Genomic DNA, 15318 nt, shown 5'->3' with positions numbered 1-15318 from the left:
GGGGCCGCTTTCGCTTTGTTATTGTTCCTGCTTTGCCAGCGCCGTGCACAACGCATCAAGCAACGTGATGGCGAAGTGCTGGGCCGAGCGGCCCACGCCGGCGTCTTCCCAAGTGCTGCCGGGAAGTTCGACGGCAACGCGCGAAGGGTTCGACAAGCGCGCCGCGCGCAAAGCCGACTCCAGTCGCGTGGGCAGGACATCCTCGGGCTCGAACACCACGCGCGGCGTGGTGCCCGTTTGCTCTTCGGGAAGCACGATGTGCACAAGCAGCATCTGCTCATCGGGGGCGACCAGCAAACTGTCGGCGCTCATAATCTTCGACGCAGGGTTCGTGGCCAGGGCCAGGTTGCTCATGCGCGAGGCAACGCTGCGCGTGAATTCCTGCGTTCCGAACAGGCACAGCGCGTGGCGCTCAAGCACGCCAGCCGCGCGCGCAAAGCCCAGGTGAGACGAGCCGCGCACCGCTTCCTTGCCTTCCCAAGAGTGATGCAGGTTGCGAATGGCGGAATACGTGTACGCACCGGCAATGCCATCGGTGGGCAAGCCCAGGTTTGTTTGGAACTTGCGCAACGCCAGCTCCGTGAATGCCCCGAACATGCCGTCGACAGGCCCGCAAGCGAAACCCAAGGCGGAAAGCGCCTGCTGCAGCTGCAGCACGTCGTGCCCGTGGAAATACGGCATACGCAGGTACAGCGTGCGATCGCCTAAGCTATACGACGCATCCACAAGCGCCGCCCACGTCTTCTCGTCAACCTCTTCGCCTTCGGGAAGCTCGGCCTGCGCGCGAAACGCCTTGACCGCCGCGGCGGTTTCCGGACCGAATGAACCGTCTACGCGCGCTTCGTCTAAAAGCCCGATAAGCGACAGGCGATGCTGCACGTCCTCAACGGCCGCGCCCGAGTCTTGTTGCTTGATAGTTTCCATGTGATAAGCCTACTTCAGTCGATTTACGAACCAATCAGCCATGGAAACGAGCATATCACGCGCCGCAGAGGGTTTCACCATGTCGACAAGGCGATTCTTCGCAATGCTCGTAAGGTTTTCCGCATAGCTGCGCGCGTAGTCGATGCTGCCGGCGCGCTCCATGATCTCTACGGCCTCGGAGAGCACCGCCGGATCTTTCTCCTTCGCGGAGAGAATCTCGATGAGGCGGCTGCGGTCGTCCTGGTTAGCGTTGGCCAGCGCGTGCACGACCATGAGCGTGCGCTTGCCCTCGGTGATGTCGCTGCGGAAGTCCTTCTTCGTGGACTCTTCGCTGCCGACAAGGTTCAGCAGGTCGTCCTGAATCTGGAACGCAAGGCCCGTGTCCAGACCGTAGTTGCGCAGGGCCTCGATTTCCATTTCGGTGCCGCCGCCGATGATGGCGCCGACGGCCAGCGGCACGGCGCCGGAATAGTGCGCCGTTTTGTGCGTGGCCATGATGAGGTAGTCCTCGGGCGTGATGTCGTAGCGGCCGTCGCGCGCCCATCCGATGTCAAGCGCCTGGCCCTCGATGGTGCGGCGCGTCATGTCGATAAGCTCGGTGATAACACGCACCTTCGTGTGGTCGTCCAGGTCGGGGTCTTCAACAACCGTGCCGTTGACCAGGGACAAAGCCAAGTCGCCCGCGTTGATGGCAAGGCCGATGCCCTCGGTGCGGTGCATGCACGGCTCGCCGCGGCGCAGCTCGGCCTCATCGGCGATGTCGTCGTGGATAAGCGCCGCCGTGTGGAAGTGCTCGATGGCGGCAGCCGCGCTGGTGGCAAGCTTCATGTCGCCGCCAACGGCCAGACAAGCCGCAAAGCAGATGAGCGGGCGATGACGCTTGCCCGCGTTCTCGCTGTATTTCTTCAGAGGATCGTACAGATAACGGTCCATGTCGGGATGTGAGCCCGACGGCAGGTACGCGTTGACCAGGTCACCGACTTGGTCCGCGAACACCGCCAGATACTCTTCAAACGTTTTCGGTGGGTTTTTTACCTCTGCGATGATCTCGTTAATATTCTTCATAGCGCTTTCTTGATCTGAATCGCCTGCATGCTTTGGCAAATGGTACCACATGGAAAACGTAACGTTCGCACGTCCCGGCGAAGCGCCCGAATCAGCCGAGGAACTCCAAATCGAAAACCAGCCACTGGCGTTTTTGAGCTAAATTGTGCGACCGTTGCGCAACATCGACATTCATCTTTGACGAATTTGCAGCCGCAATTCGTAGCGTCGAGCGAAAGCTCGACACCAACATAAGCGCCGAAGGCGCACACTGTTTTTCGCGAAGCGTTTTTAAAGATGGTGACGCGCCCTTCGGGCGCTCTTGTAAAAGGGTCGAGAAGCTCCTATAACCTGTCAAGCGCGATTTTCCTTTTTCAGCCCGTCGAGAAGCCCCGCGTAGGACCTGGCGAGCTCCGGCGTGCAGTCCGCCGAGCGCTCCACGGCGCTCACCTTCGACTGGGACGCCCCCAGCATGGCGGCCACCTCGGCCTGCGTCATCCCGAGCGACTCGCGGGCAGCCCTCAGACCTGCGCCGTCCGGCGCCGGGCCCGAGCCCATGGGGCTCATGATGGCGCGGTAGGCCTCGCGGGCGACGTAGCGCTTGAGGCACCGCTTGGCCTCCCGCGTCGTCTTCCCCTCGCGCCGGCGCCTCTCGATGTAGGCCCTCGTGCGGGGGTCGGTGCGGGCCCTGCTGTTCACGATCACGGTCAGGGCGCGGTTGGCCTGGCGGTCCCCTCCGCGGTTGAGCCGGCGGCGGGTCCTCTCGCCGCTCGAGCAGTCCACCGGGCTCGCGCCGCACAGCGCGGCGAAGGCGGCCTCGCCGCCGAGCCTCTCGGGGTTGCCGCCGGCCGCGACGGCCAGCTTGGCGGCCGCCACCGTGCCGCAGCCCCTCATCTCGAGCAGCGCCGGGGCGTTCTCGCGCAGCAGCGCGGCCATGGACGCCTCGAGCGCCCTCGCCCGCGAGCGGGCCTCGGCGTAGCTCGCCGCGAGCGCGGCGAGCGCCTCGGCGGCGGCCTCCTCGTCGGGGCCGTGGGCCTCGACGGCGGCCGCGGCGGCCATGAAGCGGGCCCCGCGCAGGCCCGACAGGGCCGCCCGAATCGGCTCCGGGGCGGTCAGGGCGAGCGCCTTCGCGCAGTTGACCTGGGCCGTCGCCGCCTGTTAGCGCTACTGTAAAAACAACCATTTTGACCAACGCTCAATAACCAATCATGCCAACGCAATCCCGCCATTTGCGCCAACGCATTTTCACCATTTCCACCAACGCCGGGACTTACGCTTCGATCGACGAGCGAACGATGCTTTCGGGAGGAGCGGGCCGTGGCGGAGAAGAACCTGATCGGAGAGTTGGACATGTACAGGGAAGCGGGCATAAAGCCCAACTTCAGCGACATAGCGAAGCGCTACGGCAAGGACAGGCACACCGTGGCGTCGTACTGGAGGGCCGAGGGCGGGCGGCCCCACGACGGGCGCGGCGACAGGGCGGGCTCGTTCGACGCGCACATCGAGGAGGTGGCAGCCAAGGCGCAACTGCCGGGAGTCACCAAGAAGGGCATCCACGAGTGGCTGCTGCACAGGTATCCCGGCGAGGACCTGGCCGGCTACAACGCCTTCACCCAGTTCATGCGCAAGAACGGCATCGCCGTCGGGGCCTCCGGGGGCCCGGAGCCGCACCCGCGCTTCGAGACGCCGCCCGGACTGCAGCTGCAGTTCGACTGGAAGGAGTCCGTCAAGATGGCAAACCGCGACGGCGAGCTGTTCGAGTTCAACGTGTTCGCGGCGACGCTGGGCCATTCCCGCAGGCACATATTCATCCGGTCGAGGACCAGGACGACCGACGACCTGGTCAGGTGCATGTACGCCACGATCGCGAGGCTCGGCGGCGTGCCGCGCGAGTGGGTCACGGACAACATGTCCGCCCTGGTGACGATCAAGGGCGGCAGGCGCCTCAAGGTCCAGCGCGCATACGAGTTCGCCAAGGCCGCCGGCTTCGAGCTGAAGCTGTGCCGCCCGCGCAGCCCCCAGACGAAGGGCAAGGTCGAGTCGTCGAACCGCTTCCTGTCGCGGCTCATGGCCTACCAGGGCGACTTCGACGGCTGGGACGATATCGACGAGATCGTCGCGCGGATCGAGGACGCCAGCAACTCCGAGCCCAACGAGACCACGGGGCTGCCGCCCTCCGCGCTGTTCATGGAGGAGAAGGACGCGCTGCTGCCCGTCGGCAACCTGCGCGCCCTCGAGGAGGCGATGGGCGACGTGGTGCGCGTGGCCAGGGTGCCGGCCACGATGCTGGTGAGCGCGCACGGCGAGCCCATGTCGGTGCCCAGGCGCTGCATCGGCAGGCCCGCCCGCATCGTCTGCATGCCCGGCGGCGCGATGGACTGCTACGTCGGCGGCGAGCTGGTGGCGACGCACGTGGCGGGCGGGCCGGCCTACGACCCGGCGCACTACGCCGAGGCCATGGCCGGCAAGCGGTGGTTCGGCGACGCCGCCGGCGACATCGAGGCGGCCGCCGCGGCCAACCTCGGCCTGCTCGACTCGATAGGGGGCTCGCTGTGAGCGCCGCCGTGCAGGCCAGCCCCCTCAACCGCCTGGCGGCCAACCTCGAGGAGCTGGGGCTCGAGGGCATGGCGTCGTCGGTGCCCGAGTACGTCAGGCTCGTCGCCGACGGGAGGAAGAGCCTGGTCGACGCCATGCTCGAGCTCACCGACGCCCAGATAGCCCTCAAGCGGCGCGCCGACGACGAGCGCCGCACGAGGATGGCCAACTTCCCCTACATAAAGACGCTGGCCGACTTCGACTGGGGCTTCCAGCCGAGCGTGCCGCGCGGGCTGGTCGAGCAGCTGGCCACGCTCGAGTTCATCGACCGCGGCGACAACGTCGTGCTCGTCGGCAGCCCGGGCGTCGGCAAGACCCACCTGTCGATAGCCATAGGCCACGAGGCGGTGATGGCCCGCAAGCAGGTGTACTTCGCCGACTGCTCGAGGCTGGTCGAGGACCTCAAGCACGCCTCGGCGAAGGAGGCGCTGGCGCGCAGGATGCGGTTCTACGAGCACTGCAGCCTGCTGATAATAGACGAGCTCGGCTACCTCGACATCGGCAAGGAGGGCGCCGACCTGCTGTTCCAGCTGGTCAACAGGCGCTACGCGCTCAAGCGGTCGACCATCGTCACGACCAACGTGCCGGTGGGCAGGTGGGGCGACGTGTTCGGCAGCAACGTCACGGCCTCGGCGGTGGCCGACAGGCTTTGCCACCATTGCGCGATGATCAAGATAACGGGACGGTCATATCGCCTGAAGGACGTATCCATCGGCGGTGAGGACGGGAAGGAGGAGGGCGCCTAGACGCCGGAAGCGGCGCATCAGCGTTGGCGAATCCGGCGCATCCGCGTTGGCGCGATTGGCGAAAATACGTTGGTGAAAATGGTGAAAAATATATTGACGCTAACACCGCCCTCGTGAGCTGCTCGCGGGCCACCTCCAGGCAGCGCAGGCGCTCGGCCCAGCAGGCCCCGGCCTTCGGGACCGAGCAGCCCTCGCGCGAGAGGGCCCGCCTGGCCGCCCTCGCCGCGTCGGCCAGGTCGTTCTTGTCCTGGCCGGGGCGCCTGCGCGGCCTGCCGGGCCGCAGGACCTCGACCACCTCGTAGCCCAGCTCGGCCAGGCGCCGCGCGAGGCCGGCGCCGTACGACGAGGTGCCCTCGACGCCGACCGGCCCGCAGCCCCCGGCCGGGCCTATCGCCCGGGCCAGCTCGTCGTAGCCGGCCGCGTCGGCGGGGAACACCCCCTCGAAGACCGTCCCGCCCGCCGCGTCGACCACCGCCAGGGCGTGGGCCCGCTTGTGCGTGTCGACCCCCGCCGCCGCATTCCCAGATTCAACCATCGCGCGCCGCCTTTCCGATTGCGTGTTCACCGTCCGGGCCGGCGGCCTTGCAGACAATGCGCTGTCGGGAGGCGTACAATAGGGGCGTCCGGGCCCCTGCGTCCGCGCCCATGCTCCTATCAGGTCATGCGCGGCCGCCGGATCCGCGGCGCGGGGCGGGACGGTTCTCGACGAGGCCAGCCCCTGCGGGCGGCAGCTTTCGCTTGGGTCACCGCCCCGCGCCATACCTGGATTCTCCGCCCCGCCCGTCGGCGGGGGAAGACCCTTATTCAGTATCAGCGCTTTCGCTTGACGCTACGAAACACACCGTACACGGTGCCTGGTTTGCAAAAAACCTGGTAGGGGCGGTGGGACTCATGCGTTCGCAAGCGAACGCCTACCCCTCCTTCGCAAGCTCAGTCGGGCGAAACCTAAAAATGCGCCACTGGCGTGACGACATGTCACTGGCATGTCGTCTCTTTGCGGTTTTCCACCTCGCGGTTCGAGTCCCACCGCCTACCTCATAGGTACGCTGTACTCGAAATGTTAAATGACCTGGTAGGGGCGGTGGGACTCGAACCCACAAGCCTTGCGGCGGCGGATTTTAAGTCCGCTGCGTATGCCAATTCCGCCACGCCCCCGTTTGAATGTGCGCCGATGCGGCGCAGAAACGATAGCGTTGCCATAATACCAGAAAACGGGCCGGTGCCCGTTTTCCTTCCCGCGAATCCAAAAGCGCTACGAGATGCGCGCCGCATCCAAGATGATGCCATGCAAAATATCCGTTTCGCTGACCGTGAAACCGCCCATGCCCGCCAAATCAAGCACGGTCTGCATGATCAGCAGCCCCGCCACAATGATAGGCGCACGGCCCGGGTCAAGCCCCACAACGCTTTGGCGCTGCTCAAGCGGCATGTTCGCCAACTGCTTGAACTGCGCGTCAAGCTCGGCGCGCGAAACGTACGCCTTATGCACCTTCGCGGAATCGTACACGCCCATCTTGTCGCGCACGGCAACCACCGTTGTTGCGGTGCCGGCAACGGCAACAAGTCGCGAAAGCTCGAAGCCCGTTTTGCGCAGCTCGCTGAATTTTGCGGTCATGCCTTCGCGAATCCACGCGCGCGCCTGATCAAGCTCTTGCTGCGTCGGGACATCGTGGTGGATAAATTTTTCGGTGACGCGGCGACACCCGATGTTGAACGAACGCGCCCACACAGGCGCCTGCCCCGCACGGCCGACGACCACTTCCGTCGAGCCACCGCCGATGTCCACGACCATAAGGTTTTCGCCAGCGAAATCGCACGATGCGCCGGAAAACGACAGCGCCGCTTCCTTTTCACCAGGAATGACGGAAAGCTTCACACCGACGCCCTGCAGCGCACCTGCGAACTCGTCGGCGTTTTTCGCATCGCGCGACGCCGACGTGGCCACCGCCACGGTTTCGATGGCACCATGCTCAGAGCCCGAAAACCCGTCGCGCACGCGGCAATAGCCGTCCACGATGTCAACGACACGCTGGATTGCCTGGGGTTTGAGCACACCCGTGGCGTCGACGCCTTCGCCAAGGTTTGCAATGGCGTATTCGCGATCAAGCTCGGACAGGTGGCCCTGCGCGTCGACATCGGCCACCAGCATGCGACACGTGACCGTTCCGATATCGATAGCCGCATAGCGCGCCGGTCGATACGATGCCTGCATTCCCGATTCGCAGCCCATAAGTCCCCGCTTACCTATTTATAGCCGAACACGACGTCGAGCACCGGCGAATACCACGTGGTAGGCGCCTGGATGCTGTCGGAGGAGATGTTGGCGATAACTCCCGTACCTTGATCCTGATTGTCCAGGTCAAGGCCGCGCACCTTTGCCGATTCCTCGCCCTGTTTCACCCAACCGAGCTGATCGTGAGCGCGCTGCTCGATGCCGGCGTCGGTTTGCAGCGAATCGACATCGGTTTGCAGCGCGTTATTGCGATCGGAAAGCGCGGCATATTCGATTGCAAGCTTATCGTGGTCGCGAACGCTGCAATAGTATTGCTGCGCCGGCCCGTACAGGAACATAAACGACAGCACAAGGCACGCCGCCACAACGGCACCGACCATGAAGCCGCGCGTCTGCGCGATGCCCGACAGCGATGCAAGCGAGAACCCAGCCTTGCGGCGATTTGCCGACGGCGTGCCCTCCCCTTCTTGCATGCGCTGAGCTCGGCGCTGGCTTGCGCCCATCTGGCCTTTGTACACCGCAGCGCGCGGGCCATCTTCGCCCGACGGCGCATCGGAGCCGAACTGTTTGGCATACGCGCGCTCGGCCTTGGCCTTCACTTTCGCCTTGGCCTTCGCGCGGCGGCGATCGGCGGCCGTTATGGTGCGCTGTTCGAACTCTTCGTTGGCCTGATCGGCTTCTACACGGGTGCTTTCGGCGCGCTTCGCGCGTGCGGTGTTACGCTCGGCGCGCGACGACGCAGCCGCACGACGTCCGTCCGATGCGCGGCGGGTGCGCTCAGGCGCCTGCTGCGGGCGGGAACGGCGACGCGATCCGTTGCGCTCGCGACCGTACGCACTATCCTCGTACGGATCGTAGGCAAACGAATCATCGGAAAGATACGACAGCAGCGGAGAGTTTTGACGACGAGGCGCACGCTCGGTTTGCGCCGGGTCATCAGAGGCGCGATGCGCGCGGACCGGCGTGGAAGAGTAGCGGGTGTTTTCCCGCCTGACATCGTCAAACGAGAGGATATGAGCTTGCCTCGACATGTAAGATATCGCCCCTTAGCGGATCTGGTTCGTTTTCGTAGTGTGATTCGTGCTAGAAGCAACTGAGAGGATACCACACCAAGCCGGTGCGCGTTGCGCTCACCAGAGCAGAAAACCCGCTTGCCTTCACGAGAAAACGAGCGGGTTTATCAGTGGCTTTTCGAAATGCGACTTGAAGCTGCGCGCTACAGGTCGAGCTTTTTAATATAAGCTCTCCATTTCTCGAACGACTCGTCGCTGATGGCGTGCTCCATAAGGCATGCCTCCTGCTCGGCAACATCCTCGGGAATGCCCAGCTCCTTGTTCAAGAACTTCGAAAGCATGCGATGGCGATCGTACACAGCGGTGCCATACGCATAGCCCGCCTCGGTCAACGTCACATCGCCATAATACGGCTGCTCAGCAAGCGCTTTCTCTTTCAGCGCGGTAACTGCCTTATTCACGGAAGCCTTGGAAACGCCCATTTTGTTGGCGATGTCGACCGAGCGAACAGACACTTCCGTCGTGCCTCCGAGCATGACGATGGCCTCAAGATAATCTTCGTGCGACTTGGACATCTTTTCCATTGGCCCCTCCTTTCTTCATACGTGGTTTTCATAGTACCACAGCGATGCAACACGTCACCGAAAAGCAACGGACGGGCCGTTTTAGCGCGATGAGAGGATGAAAAGGAGAGGAGCCAGCGAGGGCGGAGAGGGGGGTAGAAGGCCCTCGCTGGCAAGCTGATGTGGTGATAGCCAGACGAGAGGAGCTTCACCACCGGGTCAGCAAGAAGAGAGGAGACCAGCGGTTCGCTTGGGGGGGGGATTGCTTACCGCTGACATTTGTCAGTATAGGGTAACTTGAGTAAACCGTCAATAACTTTTTCTAAAAAGTTTTCCTTAGCTTCTTTTTCGCTTTCCAGAACATAAGGCAAGGGAGGGCCGGCACAATGCCAGCCCTCCCTTGCTGATCAGGTCGGTAGATGACGCGCAAACGCAGCGCGCCCTTCCCTATTTCGTTCCAACCACTTTCTGCATGTCGGCCGCCATGCGCGCCGCGGCACCGCATCCGGCGCACCCACCGCAGCCGCCCGAGCACCCGCGCGGGCTATCGGCGTGGCTGTCGCACATGCCGTTGCGCCACAAGCGGCGCACGGCCCACACGGCCCACGCCACGACGATGGCAAGGACAACCACGGTAGACGGCGTGAATTCCAATCCGAAAATCACTGCCTGCCTCCTTTTCTTTCGGTTGCGCGCACGGCTTTGCGCACGCGTTGCGTTTTGCGCACATGGTAGCGCGAATACAGGCGGGACGCCACCGGAAAGGCAGCGTCCCGCACAAACGTTTCATGAGGTCACAACATCAGTAGCACATGGTTGACATTGCAACATCGGCACTTACTTCGACTGCTCTTCCTTGCGCTTGGGCATGGGACGGAACAGCTGGAACAGCATGGCTGCGGCAATGACGATGGCCACAACGGTGAACACGTTGAAGCTCACCTCGCCCGTTGCCAAGCCCACGAACTGGTACAGCATCGTGCCGACACACCAAGCGAAGCCGCACATGTAGCCGATGGTGATCCAGAACCACTTCGCGTTGTTCTGCTGCTGGCGAATGGTGCCCATAGCAGCGAAGCACGGAGCGCACAGCAGGTTGAAGGCGCAGAACGCAACGACCGCGGCCTTCGAAGCGCCGAGCATCTGCAGGAAGCCGAACCACAGCTGCGGGTCAGCCTCGCCGTAATCGGCAAGCTGCGTGATGATGCCGACGGTAGCAACGACGTTCTCCTTAGCAACCAGGCCGGTGACGGCGGTAGCGGTTGCCTGCCAGTTGTCGAAGCCCAGCGGCGCGAAGATCCAAGCAAGCAGGTTGCCGAGGCCCGCCATCAGGCTGTAGTCCATGTAATCGGGCTCGTCGGCGTCAAGCAAGCCGAAGCCAGAGCCCGCATCGCCGAAGTTCATGAGGAACCAGATGACGATGGTGGACAGGAAGATGATGGTACCAGCCTTGATGATGTAGCCCTTCACGCGCTCCCACATGGACAGCAGGATGGACTTCACGGTAGGCATGTGGTACTCGGGCAGCTCCATAACGAACGGCGTGGTTTCGCCCGCGAACAGCTTCGTCTTCTTCAGCATGATGCCGGAGATGATGATGGCGATGACACCCAGGAAGTAGAACAGCGGTGCAACATACCAGGTGGCAGAGGAGTCGCCGGATGCCAGCGCGCCGAACACCAGCGCGATGATGGGCATCTTGGCGCCGCAGGGAATCATGGTGGTGGTCATGATGGTCATGCGACGATCCATCTCGTTCTCGATGGTCTTCGTGGACATGACGGCAGGCACGCCGCAGCCGGAAGCGATGAGCATCGGGATGAACGACTTGCCGGACAGACCGAACTTACGGAAGATGCGGTCCATGATGAACGCGACGCGGGACATGTAGCCGCACAGCTCAAGGATGCCGAGCAGCAGGAACAGGATGACCATCTGGGGGATGAAGCCGATGACCGCGCCGACGCCGGCTACGATGCCGTCGTTGACGAGCGACTGCAGCCACGGGGCCACGTCGGCAGCCTCCATGGCGTTCCCGATGATGGCGCCAAGACCGGGGATCCACAGGCCCCACGTGCCATCAGAAGGATCGGGCTCTTCTACCTCAAGCGCCTTCTGGTAGTCGGCGAAGGTAATCTGCTGCTCCTCGACGTTGCCGTCCTCGTCCTCAACCTCCATGGTTGCCACAGCGTGAGTAGACTCGGCCTGCTCGTCGAAGTCGGCTACAAGCGCCTGAGCATCCTCGTACTCGGCCATGGCGTCTTCGTAATCGGCCACGGCATCTGCGTCGGCATCGTCCTCGGGAGCTTCGGGCTCTTCAGCGGCCAGCGCGTCAAGCACTTCCTGCGATTCATCGGAGGGAAGCTCGGACTCTTCGTCAACGCCCAGGATGTTCTCGACGTAGGCGACAACCTGGGAGTGCGCATCCTCGTACTCCGCGGTTGCTTCCTCGTAAGCGGCGCCGCCGGTGTAGAGCCAGCCGTCGCCGGAAATGCCGTCGTTGGCCCAGTCGGTCACCACGCCGCCGCCGACGGAAACCGCCAGCCAGTAGACAAAGAACATGATGACGATGAAGATGGGCAGGCCAAGCCAACGGTTCGTCACAACGCGGTCGATCTTCTGCGACGTGGTCAGACCCGTGCGCGTGCGCTTGACCGTCTTGTCGATGACGTGGCTGATGGCGTTGTAGCGCTCGGCCGTGACGATGGACTCGGCATCGTCGTCGAACTTGTCCTCGATGGATTCGCGGATGGCCGCGATGGCGTCAAGGTCAGCCTTGGGAAGCTTGAGATCGGTGATGGTTTTGTCTTCGGCCTCGAACAGCTTAATGGCGTACCAGCGTGCAGCGGCCGCGGGCACCTTGTTGCCCAGAACGCCTTCGATCTTCGTGAGCGCTTCCTCGACGGCGGCGTCGAACTTCATCTGCGTGGCGGGAACCTTGTTGCCCTTCGCAGCGTCGATGGCGGCCTTCACGACGTCTTCCATGCCGCGACCCTTCAAGGCCGACGTGGGGACGATGGGGCAGCCGAGCTCTTTGGACAGGCCGGCAACGTCGATCTTGTCGCCGTTTTTCTCCACCAGGTCCATCATGTTCAGCGCGATGACAACCGGCACGCCCAGGTTCAGGATCTGGCTGGTCAGGTACAGGTTGCGCTCAAGGTTCGTTGCGTCGATCAAGTTGATGACGGCATCGGGGCCGCCCTCAAGCAGGTAGTCGCGCGCCACGATTTCCTCGGGCGAATACGGAGACAGCGAGTAGATGCCCGGCAAGTCCGTGATGGTCACGTCCTTGTCGCGCGTGTACTTGCCCTCTTTCTTCTCGACGGTAACGCCCGGCCAGTTGCCAACGTATTGGTTGGCGCCGGTCAGGTCGTTGAACATCGTCGTCTTGCCGCAGTTCGGGTTGCCGGCAAGCGCAATGCAGATTCCCATGTTCAACCTTTCGTGTATGTGCGGCCTCGCTTGTTTTCCGGGGCTATCCATTACCCTTCGGTAACAAATATCACCCCAGGTCAGAGGCCATTTTGAGTTAGCAAATGGTAACTCAATTCCTTAAAAAATGGCACACGTGCGCCCGAATCATCGTCAACTCATGCGCCGGCTGTACACGCCAGCTTGCGCACTAGTTGACGAGGATGCTTTCCGCTTCGCTTTTGCGCAGCGACAGCTCGTAACCGCGGACGGTCACTTCGATGGGATCGCCAAGCGGCGCAACCTTGCGCACGAACACCTCGACGCCTTTCGTGATGCCCATGTCCATGATGTGGCGCTTCAGCGCGCCCTCGCCGGTAAGGCGTCGCACCGTTGCGGATTCGCCGATCTTCACGTCGCGCAGCGTTTTGCCCTGAACCTCAGCCATGAAGCTTTCTCCTCTCTTCTCTCTTAGTTGCATCTAACTTCGTACGTGACCGCATGCGGCCACGCGAATGGCCGCAGGTGTACCTGCGGCCAGGTTCGCCAAAATGATTGCGGCGCCTTTATACGCCAGCGGTGGTGATGATATGGGCTGCAGCCTGACGGCCGATAGCCACCTGCGCGCCTTTCACCGACACGATCAAATCGCCGGCAACACCGGAAACAACCTTGACCTCGGCACCTTCCACGAAGCCGAGATTCTCCAGGTGATGCTGCAAATCTCCCCTGCCGCGCACCTTCACCACGCGTGCCGCTTCGCCTTCTTTCAAGAAAGACAGCGGCATCTGCTGAACGGACACGCCGGACACGGAATCAGCGTTTGCCGCACCTTGCGCAGCAGCTGCCATCACACTCTCCATGTTGCACTCCCGTCATGAGTTAACCTTGTAGAACGTAATGATGTTATACCTGTTTGACTTAAAATGGAACCGTTGAGCAACTTTTTTGTGCGCCTAGGGTAATTTTTCAGTGTTTCACCACAATAACTTCACGTTTTTACGCCTGGGTCCCAGCCGGCCAAGCTAGCCGCTTATCCGCGACGCACCGCCCCTCCAAACGCAGCGCGCGTCCCAAAAGCGCACCCGTCCTGCGCCCTCTATCCCGCATCCACTGCCGTTTGCGTGAAGAGTCCCAAAACGTTCTTCCATCTGTACTTACTTGGAAATAGTATGCTATAGATGAATAATCTTGTTCGCCCCTAAAACGGAGAAAGCCTAAAGCCCATGGAAGACAATCGCTACATCGACACGCGCGGATGCGTTACCGAACCCGTCGAGTTCACGGAAGCTGTTATCAACGGCCTTGCCGATGGCGGCGGCTTGTACGTCCCCATGAACATTCCCCAACTGACCATCGACGATATCTGTGCGCTTGCCAAGCTTCCTTACGCTCAGCGCGCGGCCAGCATCTATCGCGCTTTCGGTGTGAACCTGCCGGCGCAGACCATCGACGAGCTTATGGGCCAGGCATACGGCAGCAACTTCGACGATGAGCGCATCTGTCCCATCACGTCGCTTGACGCCAACACCCACGTGCTTGAACTGTGGCATGGCCCTACCAGCGCGTTTAAGGACATGGCGCTGCAGTGCCTGCCGCGCTTCTTCAGCGCCTCCGCCTCGCAGCTGCGCGAGCAAGGCCGCCTTGACCACGACTTCCTTATCCTGGTTGCCACGTCGGGCGACACCGGCAAGGCGGCGCTCGAAGGATTCCGCGACCTTGACCATGTCAGCATCTCGGTTATGTACCCCGATGGCGGCGTCAGCGATATCCAGTACCGCCAGATGGCAACGCAGCGCGGCGGCAACGTCAATGTGTGGGGCGTGCGCGGCAACTTCGACGACTGCCAAACGGGCGCGAAGAACGTCTTCGGCGACGAGAAGTTCGCCGCAAAGCTGCTTGCCGAACACGGCATGTCGCTTTCAAGCGCGAACTCCATTAACTGGGGCCGCCTGTTGCCACAGGTCGTGTACTACGTTTCCGCTTACGCGCAGCTTGTTGCCGACGGCAAGCTTTCGGCCGGCGACCCGCTTGACGTGTGCGTGCCCACCGGCAACTTCGGCAACATCCTGGCCGCGTATTACGCCAAGCGCATGGGCACCCCCATCGACATGCTGCTGTGCGCCAGCAACGAAAACCGCGTGCTCACCGACTTCATCAATACCGGTACCTACGACGTGTCCGACCGCCCGTTCGTGCTGACGCCCTCTCCCTCCATGGACATCCTGGTCAGCTCCAACCTGGAGCGACAGCTGTTCGAACTGACGGACCGCAACGCGCAAGCCATTGCCGAATGGATGTCCGACCTGAAGACGAAGCGTCGCTTCCGCGTTGATGAGGAAACGTTCAAGCGCGTGCGCGAGCACTTCGCCGCCGACAGCGTCGACAACAGCGAATGCCTGCGCACCATCAAAGAGGTGCTCGACAAGCACGACTACCTGCTTGATCCTCACACCGCCGTTGCGTACCGCGCAGCGCAGAACCTGCGCGGCGAAAACCCCGTGCTTATCGCAAGCACGGCCCATTGGGCGAAGTTCGGCAACAACGTCTACCGCGCGCTGCACGACATGGAGCCTGGTGAACCGCTGCCCGCAGACGTCGAGGCGCTTTCCGGCTGCCAACTCAATGAACTGGTAGCGCAGGAATCTGGCCATCACGACGTGCCGCGCGGCTTGGCCGAGCTCGACGAGCTGCCCATCCGCTTCACCGAGGTCATCGACGGAACCACGGCTGATATCGAGCATGCCACGGAGCAATTCTTGGCAGCTTTGCAGCAATAGATTCACCTG

The 15318-nt window shown here is 62.6% G+C and carries 14 protein-coding genes and 1 tRNA gene; 3 read left to right on the top strand and 12 right to left on the bottom strand.

What is annotated here, in order from left to right:
* Window positions 1–18 precede the first annotated feature (18 nt).
* The 3 genes from ET524_RS06140 to ET524_RS06130 all read right to left on the bottom strand — a co-directional run bounded on the left by ET524_RS06140 (window position 19) and on the right by ET524_RS06130 (window position 3027).
* Complete coding sequence (locus ET524_RS06140; RefSeq protein ID WP_129424128.1) at window positions 19–924, bottom strand: peptidoglycan-binding domain-containing protein; 906 nt, start codon at window positions 922–924, stop codon at window positions 19–21.
* Window positions 925–933: 9 nt separating this feature from the next.
* The gene (locus ET524_RS06135; protein WP_129424126.1) at window positions 934–1989 is read right to left on the bottom strand and encodes a polyprenyl synthetase family protein; all 1056 of its coding nucleotides are present in this window, start codon (window positions 1987–1989) and stop codon (window positions 934–936) included.
* Window positions 1990–2322: 333 nt separating this feature from the next.
* Window positions 2323–3027: a transposase gene (locus tag ET524_RS06130; protein ID WP_129424124.1), complete on the bottom strand. Its 705-nt coding sequence runs from the start codon at window positions 3025–3027 to the stop codon at window positions 2323–2325.
* 258 nt (window positions 3028–3285) lie between these two features.
* Between ET524_RS06130 and istA the strand changes: the two genes are divergently transcribed.
* Together istA and istB are read left to right on the top strand one after the other, a co-directional pair.
* Window positions 3286–4524 (top strand): IS21 family transposase, encoded by a 1239-nt coding sequence (istA, locus tag ET524_RS06125; protein WP_118449093.1) that lies wholly within the window; start codon window positions 3286–3288, stop codon window positions 4522–4524.
* Window positions 4521–5309: an IS21-like element helper ATPase IstB gene (gene istB, locus ET524_RS06120; protein ID WP_129423107.1), complete on the top strand. Its 789-nt coding sequence runs from the start codon at window positions 4521–4523 to the stop codon at window positions 5307–5309. The genes istA and istB overlap by 4 nt, the downstream gene beginning before the upstream one ends.
* On the opposite strand, the gene ET524_RS12175 is transcribed toward istB, so the two are convergent.
* From ET524_RS12175 to ET524_RS06075, 9 genes are all read right to left on the bottom strand, one after another.
* Window positions 5233–5844 (bottom strand): IS110 family transposase, encoded by a 612-nt coding sequence (locus tag ET524_RS12175; protein ID WP_161566614.1) that lies wholly within the window; start codon window positions 5842–5844, stop codon window positions 5233–5235. The two genes, istB and ET524_RS12175, sit on opposite strands and share 77 nt — an antisense overlap.
* Window positions 5845–6379: 535 nt before the next feature.
* A tRNA-Leu gene (locus ET524_RS06110) sits at window positions 6380–6464 on the bottom strand.
* Window positions 6465–6561: 97 nt separating this feature from the next.
* Complete coding sequence (locus ET524_RS06105; protein WP_129424121.1) at window positions 6562–7539, bottom strand: Ppx/GppA phosphatase family protein; 978 nt, start codon at window positions 7537–7539, stop codon at window positions 6562–6564.
* Between the two features lie 14 nt (window positions 7540–7553).
* On the bottom strand, window positions 7554–8573 hold the full coding sequence (locus ET524_RS06100) for an FtsB family cell division protein (RefSeq protein ID WP_129424119.1): 1020 nt from the start codon (window positions 8571–8573) through the stop codon (window positions 7554–7556).
* Between the two features lie 185 nt (window positions 8574–8758).
* Window positions 8759–9139: a metal-dependent transcriptional regulator gene (locus ET524_RS06095; protein ID WP_129424117.1), complete on the bottom strand. Its 381-nt coding sequence runs from the start codon at window positions 9137–9139 to the stop codon at window positions 8759–8761.
* Between the two features lie 426 nt (window positions 9140–9565).
* Window positions 9566–9784 carry a FeoB-associated Cys-rich membrane protein gene (locus ET524_RS06090; RefSeq protein ID WP_201738698.1) on the bottom strand — a complete coding sequence of 73 codons (219 nt, stop codon included), beginning with the start codon at window positions 9782–9784 and terminating at the stop codon, window positions 9566–9568.
* A gap of 171 nt (window positions 9785–9955) precedes the next feature.
* Complete coding sequence (gene feoB / locus ET524_RS06085; protein ID WP_129424115.1) at window positions 9956–12550, bottom strand: ferrous iron transporter B; 2595 nt, start codon at window positions 12548–12550, stop codon at window positions 9956–9958.
* Between the two features lie 190 nt (window positions 12551–12740).
* On the bottom strand, window positions 12741–12977 hold the full coding sequence (locus ET524_RS06080) for a FeoA family protein (protein ID WP_129424112.1): 237 nt from the start codon (window positions 12975–12977) through the stop codon (window positions 12741–12743).
* Between the two features lie 118 nt (window positions 12978–13095).
* Window positions 13096–13392, bottom strand: a complete 297-nt coding sequence (locus ET524_RS06075; RefSeq protein WP_201738697.1) for a FeoA family protein — start codon at window positions 13390–13392, stop codon at window positions 13096–13098.
* Between the two features lie 363 nt (window positions 13393–13755).
* Here ET524_RS06075 and thrC point away from each other — a divergent pair, with 363 nt between their 5' ends.
* Window positions 13756–15309, top strand: a complete 1554-nt coding sequence (gene thrC, locus ET524_RS06070) for a threonine synthase (RefSeq protein WP_129424110.1) — start codon at window positions 13756–13758, stop codon at window positions 15307–15309.
* Window positions 15310–15318 lie beyond the last annotated feature (9 nt).

Origin of the sequence: Senegalimassilia faecalis, from assembly GCF_004135645.1 — a bacterium.
Taxonomy (GTDB): domain Bacteria; phylum Actinomycetota; class Coriobacteriia; order Coriobacteriales; family Eggerthellaceae; genus Senegalimassilia; species Senegalimassilia faecalis.
The sequence above is the reverse complement of the archived record's forward strand: the minus strand, read 5'-3'. Positions and strand labels throughout refer to the sequence as shown.

Bases quoted from the DNA above. Each gene is read 5' to 3' on its own strand.
- ET524_RS06140 (WP_129424128.1), bottom strand. From the start codon at position 924: ATGGAAACTATCAAGCAACAAGACTCGGGCGCGGCCGTTGAGGACGTG.
- ET524_RS06135 (WP_129424126.1), bottom strand. From the start codon at position 1,989: ATGAAGAATATTAACGAGATCATCGCAGAGGTAAAAAACCCACCGAAA.
- ET524_RS06130 (WP_129424124.1), bottom strand. From the start codon at position 3,027: ATGGCCGCCGCGGCCGCCGTCGAGGCCCACGGCCCCGACGAGGAGGCC.
- ET524_RS12175 (WP_161566614.1), bottom strand. From the start codon at position 5,844: ATGGTTGAATCTGGGAATGCGGCGGCGGGGGTCGACACGCACAAGCGG.
- ET524_RS06105 (WP_129424121.1), bottom strand. From the start codon at position 7,539: ATGGGCTGCGAATCGGGAATGCAGGCATCGTATCGACCGGCGCGCTAT.
- ET524_RS06100 (WP_129424119.1), bottom strand. From the start codon at position 8,573: ATGTCGAGGCAAGCTCATATCCTCTCGTTTGACGATGTCAGGCGGGAA.
- ET524_RS06095 (WP_129424117.1), bottom strand. From the start codon at position 9,139: ATGGAAAAGATGTCCAAGTCGCACGAAGATTATCTTGAGGCCATCGTC.
- feoB (WP_129424115.1), bottom strand. From the start codon at position 12,550: ATGGGAATCTGCATTGCGCTTGCCGGCAACCCGAACTGCGGCAAGACG.
- ET524_RS06080 (WP_129424112.1), bottom strand. From the start codon at position 12,977: ATGGCTGAGGTTCAGGGCAAAACGCTGCGCGACGTGAAGATCGGCGAA.
- ET524_RS06075 (WP_201738697.1), bottom strand. From the start codon at position 13,392: ATGGAGAGTGTGATGGCAGCTGCTGCGCAAGGTGCGGCAAACGCTGAT.
- thrC (WP_129424110.1), top strand. From the start codon at position 13,756: ATGGAAGACAATCGCTACATCGACACGCGCGGATGCGTTACCGAACCC.